16 protein-coding genes are annotated in these 13,899 nt (G+C 73.9%); 12 read left to right on the top strand and 4 right to left on the bottom strand.

Going from position 1 to position 13,899, the window contains the following annotated elements; genetic code table 11:
• Nucleotides 1-56: 56 nt before the first annotated feature.
• Nucleotides 57-530 carry a large conductance mechanosensitive channel protein MscL gene (gene mscL, locus ACTMTB_RS06440; RefSeq protein ID WP_441143203.1) on the bottom strand — a complete coding sequence of 158 codons (474 nt, stop codon included), beginning with the start codon at nucleotides 528-530 and terminating at the stop codon, nucleotides 57-59.
• 39 nt (nucleotides 531-569) lie between these two features.
• The gene (locus ACTMTB_RS06435) at nucleotides 570-1,253 is read right to left on the bottom strand and encodes a FadR/GntR family transcriptional regulator (RefSeq protein WP_441143201.1); all 684 of its coding nucleotides are present in this window, start codon (nucleotides 1,251-1,253) and stop codon (nucleotides 570-572) included.
• A 49-nt stretch (nucleotides 1,254-1,302) separates the two neighbouring features.
• Here ACTMTB_RS06435 and ACTMTB_RS06430 point away from each other — a divergent pair, with 49 nt between their 5' ends.
• On the top strand, nucleotides 1,303-2,628 hold the full coding sequence (locus ACTMTB_RS06430; RefSeq protein WP_441143199.1) for an MFS transporter: 1,326 nt from the start codon (nucleotides 1,303-1,305) through the stop codon (nucleotides 2,626-2,628).
• Between the two features lie 10 nt (nucleotides 2,629-2,638).
• Here the strand turns inward: ACTMTB_RS06430 and ACTMTB_RS06425 are convergent, their stop codons facing one another.
• On the bottom strand, nucleotides 2,639-2,995 hold the full coding sequence (locus ACTMTB_RS06425; RefSeq protein ID WP_088959356.1) for an STAS domain-containing protein: 357 nt from the start codon (nucleotides 2,993-2,995) through the stop codon (nucleotides 2,639-2,641).
• Between the two features lie 159 nt (nucleotides 2,996-3,154).
• On the opposite strand from ACTMTB_RS06425, the gene ACTMTB_RS06420 reads away from it, so the two are divergent.
• Genes ACTMTB_RS06420 through ACTMTB_RS06395 form a run of 6 tightly spaced genes read left to right on the top strand, consistent with a single transcriptional unit; the run spans nucleotide 3,155 to nucleotide 8,753 of the window.
• Entirely contained in the window at nucleotides 3,155-4,015 is an 861-nt protein-coding gene (locus tag ACTMTB_RS06420; RefSeq protein ID WP_441143196.1) for an STAS domain-containing protein, read from the top strand.
• Complete coding sequence (locus ACTMTB_RS06415) at nucleotides 4,015-4,437, top strand: STAS domain-containing protein (protein ID WP_350799909.1); 423 nt, start codon at nucleotides 4,015-4,017, stop codon at nucleotides 4,435-4,437. The genes ACTMTB_RS06420 and ACTMTB_RS06415 overlap by 1 nt, the downstream gene beginning before the upstream one ends.
• Nucleotides 4,434-4,850 carry an ATP-binding protein gene (locus ACTMTB_RS06410; RefSeq protein WP_441143194.1) on the top strand — a complete coding sequence of 139 codons (417 nt, stop codon included), beginning with the start codon at nucleotides 4,434-4,436 and terminating at the stop codon, nucleotides 4,848-4,850. Before ACTMTB_RS06415 ends, ACTMTB_RS06410 begins: the two co-directional genes overlap by 4 nt.
• Nucleotides 4,847-5,863: a SpoIIE family protein phosphatase gene (locus ACTMTB_RS06405; RefSeq protein ID WP_441143192.1), complete on the top strand. Its 1,017-nt coding sequence runs from the start codon at nucleotides 4,847-4,849 to the stop codon at nucleotides 5,861-5,863. Before ACTMTB_RS06410 ends, ACTMTB_RS06405 begins: the two co-directional genes overlap by 4 nt.
• Entirely contained in the window at nucleotides 5,860-7,212 is a 1,353-nt protein-coding gene (locus ACTMTB_RS06400; RefSeq protein WP_441143190.1) for a sensor histidine kinase, read from the top strand. The genes ACTMTB_RS06405 and ACTMTB_RS06400 overlap by 4 nt, the downstream gene beginning before the upstream one ends.
• Nucleotides 7,213-7,214: 2 nt before the next feature.
• Nucleotides 7,215-8,753: a SpoIIE family protein phosphatase gene (locus ACTMTB_RS06395; RefSeq protein WP_441143188.1), complete on the top strand. Its 1,539-nt coding sequence runs from the start codon at nucleotides 7,215-7,217 to the stop codon at nucleotides 8,751-8,753.
• Nucleotides 8,754-9,167: 414 nt separating this feature from the next.
• Here the strand turns inward: ACTMTB_RS06395 and ACTMTB_RS06390 are convergent, their stop codons facing one another.
• Complete coding sequence (locus ACTMTB_RS06390; protein WP_441143186.1) at nucleotides 9,168-9,983, bottom strand: AraC family transcriptional regulator; 816 nt, start codon at nucleotides 9,981-9,983, stop codon at nucleotides 9,168-9,170.
• A gap of 31 nt (nucleotides 9,984-10,014) precedes the next feature.
• Here ACTMTB_RS06390 and ACTMTB_RS06385 point away from each other — a divergent pair, with 31 nt between their 5' ends.
• The 5 genes from ACTMTB_RS06385 (at nucleotide 10,015) to ACTMTB_RS06365 (ending at nucleotide 13,899) form a co-directional block, all read left to right on the top strand.
• The gene (locus tag ACTMTB_RS06385; protein WP_441143184.1) at nucleotides 10,015-10,581 is read left to right on the top strand and encodes a TIGR03086 family metal-binding protein; all 567 of its coding nucleotides are present in this window, start codon (nucleotides 10,015-10,017) and stop codon (nucleotides 10,579-10,581) included.
• 52 nt (nucleotides 10,582-10,633) lie between these two features.
• Nucleotides 10,634-11,170, top strand: a complete 537-nt coding sequence (locus ACTMTB_RS06380) for a PadR family transcriptional regulator (protein WP_154940491.1) — start codon at nucleotides 10,634-10,636, stop codon at nucleotides 11,168-11,170.
• On the top strand, nucleotides 11,167-11,868 hold the full coding sequence (locus ACTMTB_RS06375) for an ABC transporter ATP-binding protein (protein WP_441143182.1): 702 nt from the start codon (nucleotides 11,167-11,169) through the stop codon (nucleotides 11,866-11,868). The genes ACTMTB_RS06380 and ACTMTB_RS06375 overlap by 4 nt, the downstream gene beginning before the upstream one ends.
• Entirely contained in the window at nucleotides 11,865-13,388 is a 1,524-nt protein-coding gene (locus ACTMTB_RS06370; protein ID WP_441143180.1) for an FtsX-like permease family protein, read from the top strand. Before ACTMTB_RS06375 ends, ACTMTB_RS06370 begins: the two co-directional genes overlap by 4 nt.
• Before the next feature lie 94 nt (nucleotides 13,389-13,482).
• Nucleotides 13,483-13,899, top strand: coding sequence for a hypothetical protein (locus ACTMTB_RS06365; protein ID WP_441143178.1), 417 nt, complete (start codon nucleotides 13,483-13,485; stop codon nucleotides 13,897-13,899).

The raw sequence follows: 13,899 nt of genomic DNA, 5'->3' as shown, positions 1-13,899 counted from the left end.
CGACACGGGACGGCCCCTGTGGGATTCCCACAGGGGCCGATGTGCATGCGGTCGCGTCAGCGCGGCGCGGGCGGCTCCGTACGCCGACCGAGCACGTCGTCGAGCGCGCCCCGCTGCTGCGCCGGGGTGGTGTGCCCGCCGGCGACCAGGGCGTCCCGGATCTCGGTCAGCAGCTTGACCTCCTCGCTCGGCGCCGAGGGCGGCGGCTCCTCGCCCCGCTTGCGGCGCTCCGCGAGCCGGTTCATCGGGAAGACGACGAGGAAGTAGAGCGCCGCCGCGGTGAGCAGGAAGGTGATCACGGCGTTGACGAAGGCGATCCAGTCGAAGGCGATCCCCCGGAACGTGGGCGCCGTGCCCGCCAGGCCCTCGTCGCTGCCGGTGAGCAGCAGGACGATCACCCGGATCAACGGTTCGAGGAACGACTTGGTCAGTTGCGTGACCACGCCCGTGAACGCGGCACCGATGACGACACCGACCGCGAGGTCGACGACGTTGCCGCGCATGATGAAGTCTTTGAAGCCCTTGAGCATCCGTACTCCCGTGCTGTCCGATTCTGCGTCCGGGACAACCTATGCCCCGGAGGGCGGCTCCAGAAAAGCACCGGCCTCGATCGCCGCGCGGGCCGGATCGCCGGCCCGGATCGCGGCGACGAGTCGACCGTGGTCGACGTACCGCTCGGGCTCCAGGGCGTCCCCCATGGCGTGCGCGACGGTGCTGCGCAGCGCCGTACCGACCGAGGCGTAGAGCTCGGCGAGCATGCCGTTGTGGGCGGCGGCCACCACCGTGGTGTGCAGCGCCGCGTCGGCCTCCACGAACTCAGCCACCCGGCCCGAGCGCCAGGCGGCCTCGCGGGTGGCGAGCGCCGCGTCGAGCGCCGCCAGGTCTTCCGGGGTACGGCGCAGCGCGGCCAGCCGGGCGGCCTCCACCTCGAAGGCGCGCCGGACCTCGATCACCTCGGCCATCCGGTCGTCGGTGAGCCGACGGGCCACCACCGGGGCCAGTTCGTCGGTGGAGACCACGTACGTCCCGGAGCCCTGTCGGCACTCCAGCACCCCGGCGTGCACCAGCGCGCGGACCGCCTCGCGCACGGTGTTCCGCCCTACCCCGAGCGCGGCGACCAGCTGCGGTTCGGTCGGGATCCGCCCGCCGACCGGCCACTCGCCGCCGAGGATCCGCTCCCTGAGCTGCTCGATCGTCTGGCGTACCCGGTGGCCGCGCGGGGGCACGGCGACAGAATCGACGGTGGGTGTCACCGGTTACACCTGCTGCCGGAATTCATCCCATGATTGTAGGTTCGAGGTCATGACCCCGCCACCCACCTGCACCGAGGCCGAGGCCCCCGCCGCCGACCGGTCCGTCGCCGACCCGGGCGCGCCCACCGCCGACGTGCCGACCGGGCCCGCGCCGGCCGCCGTCGCGCCCCCGGCCGGCCGGCCCTCGGCGGCCCGCGGCGGTGCACTGGTGCTGGTCGGGATGCTGCTGGTCGCGCTGAACCTCCGCGCCGCGGTGACCAGCCTGGGCGCCCTCCTCGACGAGGTACGCACCGGACTGGCGCTCTCCGGCACGATGGCCGGCTTCGTCACCACCCTGCCGACGATCGCCTTCGCCGGTCTCGGCGCGCTCACTCCGTGGCTGGTCCGCCGCTACCCGCCGGCCCGGGTGCTGGTGGTGGCGATGCTCGCCCTCACCGTGGGGCAGCTGCTCCGGGTGGCCACCGACTCCGCGCTGGTCTTCGTGCTCACCAGCGCGCTCGCGCTGGCCGGCATAGCGGTGGCGAACATCCTGCTGCCGATGCTGGTCAAGCAGCACTTCCCGCACCGCACCGGGCTGGTCACCGGGGCGTACACGATGGCTCTGACGGTGGGCACGACGGTGGCCGCCGCCTCCGCGGTGCCCGTCGCGCACGCCTTCGGTTCCTGGCGGGCCGGGCTCGGCGTCTGGGCCGGGCTGGCCGCGGTGGCCGTACTCCCGTGGGTGCCGCTGGCGCTGCGGGCCCGCGCCGCCCGGCGGGCCGCGGCCCCGACGGCGGCCCCCGCCGCGCGGGTGCGGATCCGGCCGGAACGCACCCGGCTCGGCTGGGCCATGGCTGTCTACTTCGGCGCGCAGTCGCTCAGCGGGTACGCGATCATGGGCTGGCTGGCCCAGCTCTTCCGCGACGCCGGCTACCGCCCCGAGGCCGCCGGACTGCTGCTGGCCGGGGTGACCGCGCTCGGCGTGCCGGTCGCGCTGGGAATGCCGACCCTGGCCGGCCGGCTGCGGACGCTACGACCGCTGGTGCTGGCGCTGACCGCCTTCTCCGCGGCCGCGTACCTCGGTCTGGCCCTGGCGCCGCACGGCCTCGCGCCGCTCTGGGTCCTGCTGCTCGCCCTGGGTCAGGGCGCGTTCCCGCTGATCCTGACCACCATCGGCCTGCGCGCCCGGACCGCCGAGGGCACGGTGGCGCTGTCCGCCTTCGCGCAGAGCACCGGGTACGTGATCGCGGCCCTGGGGCCGCTGCTGGTCGGCATCCTCTACGAGGCGACCGGAGGTTGGACGGCCCCGCTCGGGTTCCTGGTCGCCGCGCTGGCCGTGCAGACGACCGCGGGCATGGTGATCGCTCGTCCCCGCTTCATCGAGGACGAGCGCTGAGGAGAACCGGTCAGGAGGAGGCCGGTGTCGGGTCGCCCGCCACGGCCTGCTCGACCGTCGGGTAGGTGTGCAGCACCTCGACCAGACCGCTGACCTCGAGGATGCGCAGCACGCCGCGCTGCGGGGCGGCCAGCCGAACCACGCCGCCGGCCTCGTCACAGCTGTTCTTCGCGCGCACGAAGACCGACAGGCCGGTCGAGTCGCAGAACGACACGTCGGCCAGGTCGAACACGAGACGGCTGCGGCCCTTGTCGAGCAGGTCGGTGATCTGGTCCTGCAGCTGCGGTGCGGTCGCCATGTCGAGCTCGCCCGCGACCGAGACGACGACCACGTCGCCGCGCTGTTCCGTGTGCACCGTCAAGGACATTCGGACCTCCTGTTATCGGTGGAACGGTATCCCACGAACGCCCGAACACGCAGAACGGGAGTGCGATCCGGTGTGCCTGATCATTTCTTTGCCTCGTGGCAAGTACCGCGCCAGTCGCCGGTGATAGAGTCCGGCCGGCCCAGCTCAGAGGAGGTAACCATGGCGATGACCACGGAAGAGGGTGACCGGCTCGCCGGCCTGCTTACTGAGCATGCCGAGCGGATCGTCCAGCGCTGGACGGAGCTGGTCGCGACCTCGTTGCGTGGCCGGCTCAGCCAGGCGGAACTGCGCCTTCAGGTGCAGGAGTTGCACCGTAGCATGATCAATGCGGGTGCCCGGGGGCTCGCGGACATTTCCTCCGAGTCGGCCGCCGAGTTGCGGGCCGTGCTCGGTGAGCTGTCGCGCAACCGGGCCCGGCAGGGCTTCTCCGCCACCGAGACCGCGGTCAGCATCTACGCGCTCAAGGAGGTGCTGGTCGAGCTGGCCGACGGCGGCGACGGCGCGCTGTCGCTACGTGACGTCCTCGCCTTCAACGGCGTGGTCGACCAGATGGGCCTGTCCACCTTCGAGACGTACGTGCAGGCCCGCGAGGGCCTGATCGCCGACCAGGCCGAGCAGCTGCTCGAACTCTCCACCCCGGTGGTCAAGATCTGGGACGGCGTGGTCGCCGTGCCGCTGGTGGGCACGCTCGACTCGGCCCGCGCCCAGGTGGTGATGGAGCGGCTGCTGCAGACCCTGGTCGACACCAGCTCGCCGTACGCGATCATCGACATCACCGGTGTGCCGGCCGTCGACACGCAGGTCGCCCAGCACATCCTCAAGACGGTGGTGGCCGCCCGGCTGATGGGCGCCGACTGCATCATCTCCGGCATCCGGCCGCAGATCGCCCAGACCATCGTCGCCCTCGGCATCGAGTTCGGGGACATCGCCACCAAGGCCAGCCTCGCCGACGCGCTGCGGCACGTGCTGCGGCTCACCGGCGTCGAGACGGCTCGCCGCCACTCGCGCCGGGAGGCGTGATGGAGCGGGTGCCGATCCTCAAGATCGGCGACATCCTGCTGGTCTCCATCCAGATCGACATGTCCGATCAGACGGCCGTCGCCCTCCAGGAGGACCTGGCCGAGCGGATCGTGGCCACCGGCTCGCACGGCGTGATCATCGACATCACGGCGCTGGACATCGTCGACTCCTTCGTCGGGCGGATGCTCTCCACCATCGCCTCGATCTCCAAGGTGCTCGACGCCGAGACGGTGGTCGTCGGGATGCGTCCCGCGGTCGCCATCACGCTGGTCGAGCTGGGCCTGTCGCTGCACGGCATCCGGACCGCGCTGAACGTCGAGCGCGGCATGGAGCTGATCGCGGCGAGCCGGGCGGACGACGACCTCGGGTTCGACGACGATCCGGAGGACGTGGAGTCGGGAACGGCGGCGACATCACCATGACCGCGGGCGTCGACCTGGGCCCGAAGGCACAGGCGATCGGCAGCGACGAGGACGTCGTCCGCGTCCGGCAGATGGTCCGTACCGTCGCGGTGGCCGCCAAGCTCTCCCTGGTCGACCAGACGAAGCTCGTCACCGCGGCGAGCGAGCTGGCCCGCAACACGCTGATCTACGGCGGGGGCGGCGGTGCCGAGGTGACGGTGGTGGAGGACGGCCGGCGCCGGGGCGTACGGGTGGTCTTCGCCGACACCGGCCCCGGCATCCCCGACCTCGACCTCGCGCTGACCGACGGCTACACCACCGGGGGCGGCCTCGGGCTGGGCCTCAGCGGGGCCCGACGCCTGGTCGACGACTTCGACATCCAGACCGTCGTCGGCGAGGGGACCCGGATCACCGTCACCAAGTGGTCCCGGTGAACATCTACGCTGTTCCCGACCCCGGCAGCTGGTTCCGGGTCGAGAACAGCAGCGCCGCCAGCTCGGTGCGGCGGGCCGCCGAACGCCTCGGCGAGCAGCTCGGCCTGCACCCCGACCGGGTCGCCGAACTCGCCATCGTCGCCGCCGAGCTGACCAGCAATCTGGTCAAGCACGCCGAGGAAGGACTGCTGCTGCTGCGGCCGGTCCGCGACGGCGACCACGCCGGTGTGGAGCTGGTCGCGATCGACTCCGGCCCCGGCATGACGGACCTGACCGTCTCCTCCCGGGACGGCCACTCCACCACCGGCACGCTCGGCATCGGCCTGGGCGCGATCAGCCGTCAGGCGAGCTGGTACGACGCCTGGTCCTGGCCGGGCAAGGGCACCGTCCTCGCCGTGCAGGTGTGGCCGAAGGCCGCGCCGGTGCGCCCCGCCTGGGCGGCCGGGCTGACCCGGCCGATCAGTGGCGAGCAGGTCAGCGGCGACGGGCACGCCGTACGGGTGGCCGAGGGTCGCCACCAGGTGCTGGTCTGCGACGGCCTCGGGCACGGGGCGCTGGCGGGCGCGGCCGCCGACGCCGCACTGGCCGCCTTCCGTACCGCGCCGGCCGCCCCGCCCGCCACCGTGGTGCAGCACCTGCACCGCGCGATGACACACACCCGGGGCGCGGCCCTGGCCGTGGCCGAGCTGGACCCGTCGGCCGGCGTGCTCCGGTACGCCGGGCTCGGCAACATCACCGGCGTCGTCCTCGGGGCCGCCGACGAGCGGCGGGGCCTGGTCTCGCTGCCCGGCATCGCCGGGCACCAGCGACCGTCCGTCCGGGAGTACGACTACGCCTTCCCGCCCGAGGCGACCCTGGTCATGCACAGCGACGGCGTGGTCGACCGGTGGCGGATCGGCGACTACCCCGGGCTGACCGGGCGATCTCCGCTGGTGCTCGCCGCGACCCTGCTGCGGGACGCCGGCGTCCGCCGCGACGACGCCTGCGTCCTGGCGGCGAGGACACCGGCATGAGCGCCGGCGAGCCGCTGCTGCAGATGGCGCTGCGGGTGGAGCAGGACATCTTCCTCGTCCGCCAACGCGGCCGGGAGGTCGCCGCCGCCGTCGGTCTGGAGCACCAGGACCAGGTCCGGCTCGCCACCGCGCTCAGTGAGGTCGCCCGTGACCTGCTGCGTACCGTCGGCGGCGCGGACGTCGCCTTCCACGTGGTGCACGGTCGGGACGGTCGCCGCGCGCTGCGCGTCGACCTCACCCCGGCCAGCCCCCTGCCCGGCGGCCGGTACGAGCCCCAGTCGGGCGCGGTGGCGCGTTTGGTGGACACACTGGGTGTGACCAGCGAGGAGGGGGATACGGTCGTGAGGATGTCCCGACGTGTCCCGGCCGCCGCCCAGGCGCTGACCGAGGCGCGGCTGGCCGAGCTGCGCGCCGAGCTCGGGCACAGCGCGCCCGGCAGTGCCCTGGACGAGCTCGCCACCCAGAACGAGCAGCTCATCGCCGCGCTGGACGAGGTCCGCAGCCAGCGCGACGAGCTGGCGGTGCTCAACGCCGAGCTGGAGGAGACCAACCGGGGCGTGATGGCGCTCTACACCCAGCTCTCCGAGGAGCTGGAGGAGACCAACCGCGGCGTGGTGGCGCTCTACGCCGAGCTGGACGAGAAGTCGGCGCAGCTGCGGACGGCGAGCGAGTCGAAGAGCCGCTTCCTGGCCAACGTCAGCCACGAGCTGCGCGCCCCGGTGACCGCGATCATCGGGTTGGGGCGGCTGCTCACCGACTCCGCCTCCGACCCGCTGACCCCCGAGCAGTCCGAGCAGGTGGAGCTGATCCGGGCCTCGGCGGCCGACCTGCTCTCCCTGGTCAACGCCCTGCTGGATCTGGCCAAGGCGGAGTCCGGGCGGATCGAGCCGGAGTGGGCCGACGTCGACCTGCGAGCGGTCTTCGGCCAGCTGCGCGGCACCCTGCGGGCGCTGACCAACCGGTCGGCCGTCGAGCTGGTGGTGGAGGAGCCGCCGGCGCCGGCCGTGCTCCGCTCGGACGAGGTGCTGCTCTCCCAGGTGCTGCGCAACCTGCTGCACAACGCGCTCAAGTTCACCGAGCGCGGCGAGGTGCGGATGACCGCGCAGCGGGACGACGAGCAGTGGCGCCTGTCGGTCTCCGACACCGGCGTCGGCATCCGCCCGGAGCTGCACGAACGGATCTTCGAGGAGTTCTACCAGGTGCCGGGGGCCAGCCGGGTCGGCGGCACCGGCCTCGGCCTGCCGTACGCGCGGCGGTTGGTGACCCTGCTCGGCGGGACGCTGGAGCTGACCAGCGAGCCCGGCCGGGGTAGCACCTTCACCGTCGTCCTACCGGCGAGCGGGGCCTGACGATGGTCGGCGACCAGGCGACGGTGCTGGTGGTCGACGACAGTCGCACCAAGCGTTACCTGCTGGTCAGCTGGCTGACCCGGGCGGGCTTCGCGGTCCGTGAGGCGGAGACCGGCACCGAAGCGCTGGAACGGGTCGCGACGGACCCGATCGACCTGGTGGTGCTCGACGTACGGCTGCCCGACCTGAGCGGCTTCGACGTCTGCGAGCGGATCAAGGCGGACCACCCGGCGATGCCGGTGATCCACGTGTCCGCGCACGCGGTCGACGTGGTGGACCGGGCGCAGGGGCTGACCCGGGGCGCGGACGCCTACCTGGCCGAGCCGATCGAGCCGGAGGAACTGGTCGCCACCGCCCACGCGGTGCTGCGCTACTACCAGGCGCGGCAGCGCGCGGAGCTGCTCGCCGAGCGACTCACCGGGCTGGCCGACACCACCGTCGCGGTGCACGCCGCCCCGAACTTCGCCCGCCTGCTGGAATCGGCGGCGGCGGGCGCGGCCGACATCTTCAAGAGTCCGGCGGCAGTGATCGCCGAGACCTTCGACGGCGACTGCCTGGCCGGGATCGCCACCGGACCGGGCGCGAAGCCGACGATCGTGCCCTGGGTGGTGGACGACACCGGCGTACCGACCGGAGCCACCGTACGGGTGAACGACCCGGCCGAGTGGGGCCTGGTCCCCTGGCCGGCGGGAGACACGGTGACCGTGGCCGCCGCCCGGCTGCGTGAGGACCGCGCCCCGCTCTACGTGGTGGTGCCGACCGCGACCCAGACCAGGCGCACGCCGGTGCTGGTGCAGCTCGCCCAGGCGGTCGCCTCGGCGGTGGAGGCGCAGCGGTCGTTCGACGAGGAGCACCGGATCGCCGTCACCCTGCAACGGAGCCTGCTGCCCCGGCGGCTGCCCGAGGTCGCCGGACTGGACCTGGCCGTCCGCTACGAGCCGGCCAGTGCGCAGACCGAGGTGGGTGGCGACTTCTACGAGCTGGTGATGCTCGACGGCCACCTGTTGGTGGCGATCGGTGACGTGGCCGGCCACTCGCTGCACGCCGCCACGGTGATGGCCGAGCTGCGGCACGCCGTGCGGGCGTACGCGGTGGAGGGGCACCAGCCGGGGGTGATCCTGGACCGGCTCAACGAGCTGATGCGCACGCTGCTCCGCAACGAGCTGGCCACCCTCTGCATCCTGCTGCTGCACCCGCCCAGCGGTCGGATCCGGCTGGCCAGCGCCGGGCACCTGCCGGCACTGGTGAGCGTCGACGGCCGGGTGGACTTCGTCCAGCAGTCGGCGCCCCTGCTGGGGGTACGGGCCGAGCGCCCCGACGACCTGGAGTTCGTCCTGCCGGCCGGCGCGACGCTGGTGCTCTACACCGACGGCCTGATCGAGCGTCGGGACGCCACCATCGACGAGGGCCTGGCCGCGCTGGCCGCGTGTGCCGCCCGGGTGGACGACGACCTCGACCGGTTCTGTCACCGCCTGCTGGTCGAGCTGGCCCCGCCGGAGATCCACGACGATGTCGCCGTGGTGGCCGTCCGCCGCCGCTGACCGCCGCTGACCGCCGCTGACCGCGCTGGCAGCGCGGCCTCCTGGCGCGGCGCCACGCCGCCGCTTCGTTCCGCTGGTGTCGACCACTGCACGGACTTCACCGGCGCGGACTGCGGCAGGGTCACGGGCCCCTCCTGCGACCACACCCTCTGCACGGAGAGTCACTTCCGGCCCTCCTTGCGCAGAGTCACGTTGTCGGATCCGTCCCACCACCCCTCCGATCCCTTTGCTCTGCTGCCGTATCGGCGACACCGCCGTGAGCAGCCGATACGGGAGATCGTCGCAGGCGTGGGCTCCGCGCCCCGGTCACTCTCCGCTCCTGTCGCCTGGGCGGCAGCAGAGCAAAGGAGGCGATTGAGGGGTGGCGGAGGAGGGAGTGGAGTAACGGTGTGTGAGACGGCGGGGCCGGCCGGGTCAGCGCAGGGAGCGGACGTAGGCCGTGGGGGAGACGCCGGTGACGGCGGTGAAGTCGCGGACCAGATGGGCCTGGTCGCTGTAACCGAGGTCGGCGGCGAGCGCGGACCAGTCGGGCGGCCCCTCGGCGGCCCGCTCGATCGCCTCCTGGAGCCGGTAGCGGCGGATCACCCACTTCGGACCGACCCCGACGTGATCCAGGAAGAGGCGCTGCAACCGTCGGGTGGAGATGCCGTGTCGGCCCGCGAGGTCGTCCACCCGCAGCACGCTGCGGTCGGTGCGGATCGCCTCGGCCAGCGCCATCGCCTCGGTCGCCGCCGGGTCCGGCTCCGGGGCCCAGGCGGTGAGGAAGGCGTCCAGGGCGAGGCGGCGCTCGGTGTCCGTACCCGCGCAGTGGCCCTTGTCTGCCCCGGAGCCGGCGGCGGCCCGGGCGGCGTCGGGGACCTCGGCGAGCGGGCGGCGCTCGCCGGTCAGTTCGGCGACCGGGCGTCGCCAGAACGGCCGGAAGCCGCCCGGGCGGAACTGGATCCCGCTGGCCCGGCCGGTGCCGGTCAGGGTGATCGAGAAGAGCCGTTGCCCGACGCCGGCGATCTCGGCGGTCTCCAGGCCGCCCTCGGCGCGCTGGAAGACGACGTTGACCGCCGGATGCGGCACCAGTTGCTGCGCGAACGGCGCGCTCAGCGCCCAGTCGATCAGCCAGTAGTGCTCGACCCAGGGGCGCAGCGCGGGGGCGGGCAGGTGCCGGCGGAACCGTACCTCCCGGCGCAGCCGTTCCGGGTCGAGGATGCCCCGGTTGTCCCCGCGTGGCTGTCGCATTCGTTCAAGACCGCCTTCGTACGCTGGCCCTATGGGAACGAAGACTAGCGATCTGCTGGCCGCCGCCGCACCGCGAACCGTGGCGGTGGTCCGGGCGATCACCGACGATCAGCTGGACCTGCCCACGCCGTGCCCGGACTACACCGTCCGGGACCTGGCCAACCACCTGTACGAGGTGGTGGTCAACTTCCAGACGCTCGCCCGGCGGCGCGAGGTGGACTGGTCGGCGAAGACGGACCACCTGACCGAGGGGTGGCGGGACCGGTTCGCCGACGAGACCGCCCGGCTGGTCGAGGCGTGGGCCGACCCGGCCGCCGAGGAGGGCGCCTCGCCCGGCATGGGGCTGCCCCAGGAGACGGTCGGCCTGATGGGGGTCATCGACCTGGCCGTGCACGGTTGGGACCTGGCCCGGGCCACCGGTCAGCCGTACCAACCGGCGCCCGAGGTCACCGCCGCCGGTCACCGGTTCCTGGACGACATGGGCCCGATGAGTCGCCAGATGGGCGCCTTCGGGCCGGAGGTGGCGACCGGCCCGGACCGCACCGAGCTGGACCGCCTGCTCGGCCGCGCCGGCCGCGACCCGGCCTGGAGCCGCTGAACCGCATCGACGACGCTTGACACCGACTATTCGCTGAGTGAATAGTGGCCCGGTGTCCACTTCGCACGTCCTGCTGGGGCTGCTCGCCGCCGGCAACCGGCACGGGTACGAGCTGAAGCGTGCCCACGACGCCCGGCTGCCCCGGGCCAAGCCGCTGGCGTTCGGGCAGGTGTACGCCACCCTGGGCCGGTTGGCGCGCGACGGTCTGGTCATCGCCACCGGGCAGGAGCGCGAGGCCGGCCCGGACCGGACGTCCTACCAGCTCACCGGGCAGGGCCGCGAGGCGCTGGACCGGTGGCTCGGCGCCGTCGAGCCACCCGCGCCGTACGTCACCAGCACGCTCTTCGCCAAGGTGGTGGTGGCGCTGCTGGTCGCCGACGTGAGCGCCGCCCGCTCGTACCTGGTCGCGCAGGGGCGGGCGCACACCGACCGGCTCCGCGAACTCACCGCCGTCAAGACGGCACCCTCGGCCACCCTCGACGACGTGGTCTCGGCCGACTACGCCATCGCCCACCTCGACGCCGACCTGAGGTGGCTGCGGACCACCCTGGACCGGGTCGCCGACTGGCACCGGGAGGTGCACTCGTGACACAACTCCAGGCTCGCGGCGTGGTGAAGGCGTACGGGCCGACACCCGCCCTGCGCGGCGTCAACCTCGACGTCGCCGAGGGCGAGATCGTCGCCGTCACCGGCCCCAGCGGCTGCGGCAAGTCCACCCTGCTGCACTGCCTGGCCGGGATCCTCCGCCCGGACGCGGGCCAGGTCAGCTGGCGCGGCGAGCGGATCGACACCTGGTCGGAGGCGGACCGGTCCCGGCTGCGCCGCACCGAGTTCGGGGTGCTCTTCCAGTTCGGCCAGCTCGTCGCCGAGTTGACCGCGGCGGAGAACGTCGCCCTCCCGCTGCTTCTCGCCGGCACGGGGCGGCGAGAAGCGCGGGTGGCGGCTCTCGGCTGGCTGGACCGGCTCGGCGTGGCCGAGGTGGCCGACGTCCGGCCCGGCGAGATGTCCGGCGGGCAGCAGCAGCGGTGCGCCACCGCCCGGGCCCTGGTCACCGAGCCCCGGGTGCTCTTCGCCGACGAGCCGACCGGCGCGCTGGACACGCTCAGCGGCGAGCAGGTGCTCACCCAGTTGGTCCGGCTCGCCCGGCAGCAGCGCACCAGCGTCGTGCTGGTCACCCACGAGCCGCGGATCGCCGCGTACGCCGACCGGGAGGTGATGCTCCGCGACGGGGCGGTCGACGCCAGCGGGCTCGGACTCGACCTGCCGTTCGCCGGCGGCGCCCGGTGAGGCCCGCCGTCCTGCTCCGGCTCGCCCTGGCCGGCAACCGCACCGACACCGCCCGGGTGGTGCTGACCGCGCTCAGCGCCGCCCTGGCCACGCTCGCCGGCCTGGCCGCGCTCACCGTGCTGACCATCCCCACGCCGCGCTGCTGCGACGGCCGCAACATCTCCGAGCAGTACAGCAACGCCCTGCTCCGCGAGCCCGGCCTGCGCGGCGGCACCGCGATCGCGCTGCTCCTGCTCACCGTCCCGGTGCTGGCGCTGGCCGGGCAGTGCGCCCGGCTCGGCGCCCCCGCCCGGGACCGGCGGCTCGCCGCCCTGCGCCTGGCCGGAGCCACGCCCGGCCAGGTGACCCGGCTCGCGGTGCTGGAGACCGGCCTGGCCAGCCTCCTCGGGACCCTCCTCGGGCTGGCCGTCTTCCTCGTCGGCCGGCGGCTGCTCGACGCGCCGGACGCGCGGGGGCGGCTCGCGCTTCCCACCGACGTGCTCCCGGCCACCGGAGTGATCGTGGCGGTGGTGCTCGGGCTGCCGCTGGCGGCGGCGCTGGTCGGCGCGGTGCTGCTGCGCCGGGTCACCGCCACCCCGTTCGGCGTGGTGCGCAAGGTCCGCCGGGAACGCGCGCCCGGGCCGTGGGCCGGCCTGCTGATCGTCGTCGGCCTCGCCGCCTTCGCCGCCCTGGACCCGGTGCTCGACTGGTATCAGGACCACCACCGGGAACCCCCGGTGCTGCTACCGCCGCTGCTGCTGCTCGGGGGCGGGCTCGCCGCGCTGACCGGGGTGGTGGTCGGCACCGGCTGGCTGTCTTACACCTCGGGTCGGCTGCTGCACCGGTACGCCCGGCGGCCGGCCGCGCTGCTGGCGTCCCGGCGGTTGACCAGCGACCCGTGGGCCGGCAGCCGTACCTTCGCCGCCCTGCTGGCCGCCGTGATCGTGGGTGGCGGCGCGGCCGGGATGCGGGCCTCGTTCCAGGCCCACGCCGAGGTCGAACGGCTCACCGGCCAGGACCGTGGCGGCAGCGACGGCTTCTACCTGCGCACGGTGGACCTCGTCGACCTGGCGGTCGGCGTGGCCATGGCGATCGCCGCCGGCGGGCTGATCGTCGCCCTGGTCGAGGGGATCGTCGCCCGACGGCGGGCGTACGCGGCGCTGGTCGCCACCGGGGTGCCCCGGGGGACGCTCGCCCGGTCGATCGCCTGGCAGGCGCTGGCGCCGGCGGTGCCGGCGGTGGGGCTCGCGCTCACCGTGGGCCTGCTGCTCAGCCGGGGCGTCGCCGGTCGCGCGGTGACCGGAGGCGGCTACTCCACCGAGTTCTGCGACGGCGCCGAGTCGCTCTGCGCGGACCCGGCCACCCGGGCGCAGTACCTGCGGACTCTGTGGGTGCCCGAGGTGACGGTGACGCCCGGCGTACCGCTGGGGCACCTGGCCCTGGTCGGCGGCGGCGCCCTGGTCGCGGTGCTGGTGACGGTCGCGGTCGGCCTGCTCTTCCTGCGGGCCAGCACCGCGGTCGAGGAGTTGCGCACGGCCTGAGGGGTGTAACACCGGGTACGGCCACGGCGCTTGTGACTCCGGAAGCCCGCCAGCGGGGGTGGAACCGCGGGCGGCGGGGCAGGGAGATCACCAGATGCACAACCAGCCGGGCGGTGCGCCGCCGGTGTTCGTCGACCGGACCGGGAAGCGGCGCCGGCTCATGACGATCGCCGGCACCGTGATGGGGCTCGGCCTGCTCACCAGCATCGGGCTGATCCTGGCCGGGCTCTTCGGCGACAGCACCGTCCCGCTGCCGGGCTGGACCGACCCCCGGGCGCGGCCGCCGATCGAAGCGGGCGTGGACACCCCGGAGGAACTGGGTCAGCCGGGCAGCCCGGCCTCGTCGCGACCGTCGCCGGTGGCCAGCACCGCCGCGCCCACGCCCACCCGGACGGCCGGCCCGCCCGCCACGACCGCACGCCCGGGGCCCCAGCCGTCCGCCAGCGTGCCCGGCCAGGGCGATGTGCGGCGTACCGCCAAGCCCAGCCGCTCGCCCGGCAAGCCGCACTGA

The organism is Micromonospora sp. L32, from assembly GCF_052068055.1.
GTDB lineage: Bacteria > Actinomycetota > Actinomycetes > Mycobacteriales > Micromonosporaceae > Micromonospora > Micromonospora purpureochromogenes.
The sequence above is the reverse complement of the archived record's forward strand: the minus strand, read 5'-3'. Positions and strand labels throughout refer to the sequence as shown.

Bases quoted from the DNA above. Each gene is read 5' to 3' on its own strand.
- ACTMTB_RS06385 (WP_441143184.1), top strand. From the start codon at position 10,015: ATGGGAACGAAGACTAGCGATCTGCTGGCCGCCGCCGCACCGCGAACC.
- ACTMTB_RS06395 (WP_441143188.1), top strand. From the start codon at position 7,215: ATGGTCGGCGACCAGGCGACGGTGCTGGTGGTCGACGACAGTCGCACC.
- mscL (WP_441143203.1), bottom strand. From the start codon at position 530: ATGCTCAAGGGCTTCAAAGACTTCATCATGCGCGGCAACGTCGTCGAC.
- ACTMTB_RS06425 (WP_088959356.1), bottom strand. From the start codon at position 2,995: ATGTCCTTGACGGTGCACACGGAACAGCGCGGCGACGTGGTCGTCGTC.
- ACTMTB_RS06410 (WP_441143194.1), top strand. From the start codon at position 4,434: ATGACCGCGGGCGTCGACCTGGGCCCGAAGGCACAGGCGATCGGCAGC.
- ACTMTB_RS06400 (WP_441143190.1), top strand. From the start codon at position 5,860: ATGAGCGCCGGCGAGCCGCTGCTGCAGATGGCGCTGCGGGTGGAGCAG.
- ACTMTB_RS06430 (WP_441143199.1), top strand. From the start codon at position 1,303: ATGACCCCGCCACCCACCTGCACCGAGGCCGAGGCCCCCGCCGCCGAC.
- ACTMTB_RS06390 (WP_441143186.1), bottom strand. From the start codon at position 9,983: ATGCGACAGCCACGCGGGGACAACCGGGGCATCCTCGACCCGGAACGG.
- ACTMTB_RS06365 (WP_441143178.1), top strand. From the start codon at position 13,483: ATGCACAACCAGCCGGGCGGTGCGCCGCCGGTGTTCGTCGACCGGACC.
- ACTMTB_RS06415 (WP_350799909.1), top strand. From the start codon at position 4,015: ATGGAGCGGGTGCCGATCCTCAAGATCGGCGACATCCTGCTGGTCTCC.
- ACTMTB_RS06420 (WP_441143196.1), top strand. From the start codon at position 3,155: ATGGCGATGACCACGGAAGAGGGTGACCGGCTCGCCGGCCTGCTTACT.